Here is a 590-nt window from a genome sequence, read left to right as displayed (position 1 = left end):
CGAGTCGGTGCTGGCCTGGCTGGACGCGCTCGGCATCGGCAACGGCGCCGCCCACACCGAGGTGATGCTCACCCCGCGCGGCCCGCGCCTGGTCGAGGTCAACTCCCGGGTGATGGGCCCCTCGCTGACCCCCGACCCGTACCACGCCGCCTTCGGCTACAGCCAGCAGCACCTGGTGGTCGAGCGCTACCTGCGCCCCGCCGAGTTCGCCGCCCGGCTGGACCGGCCGTACGCCCCGCCGCAGACCGTGGCCAAGGTCTTCCTGCGCCCGCACCGCGAAGGTACTGTGCAGTCGATCGACGGGCTGCGGACGCTGCGCCGGCTGCCCGGCTTCCACAGCGTGGAGCGGCTGCCCGCGATCGGCGAACCCATCCGCGACCGCCACCTCACCACCGGTGCGACGGGCATCGCCTTCCTGGTGCACGAGGACGGAACAGTGCTGCAGAAGTCGCTGGCGGAGCTGCACCCGCTGGAGGACGCCGGCGGGTTCTACCGGCTGGCCGACCAGCCGACGGAAGGGTGACGGCCGTGCCGATCCTGCTCATCGTCGTCTCGGTGGTCCTGCAGGGCTGCGCGGACGGGTACCTGTC

1 pseudogene is annotated in these 590 nt (G+C 72.7%); it reads left to right on the top strand.

Features of this window, described 5'->3' with window-relative positions:
* Window positions 1–523 (top strand): annotated as a pseudogene (locus tag ABD323_RS44075) (hypothetical protein); the annotation flags it as partial.
* Window positions 524–590: the final 67 nt, after the last annotated feature.

The organism is Kitasatospora nipponensis (genome assembly GCF_039528135.1).
GTDB classification, from domain to species: Bacteria; Actinomycetota; Actinomycetes; order Streptomycetales; family Streptomycetaceae; genus Kitasatospora; species Kitasatospora nipponensis.
This window is presented reverse-complemented; position numbering and strand designations above follow the sequence as displayed.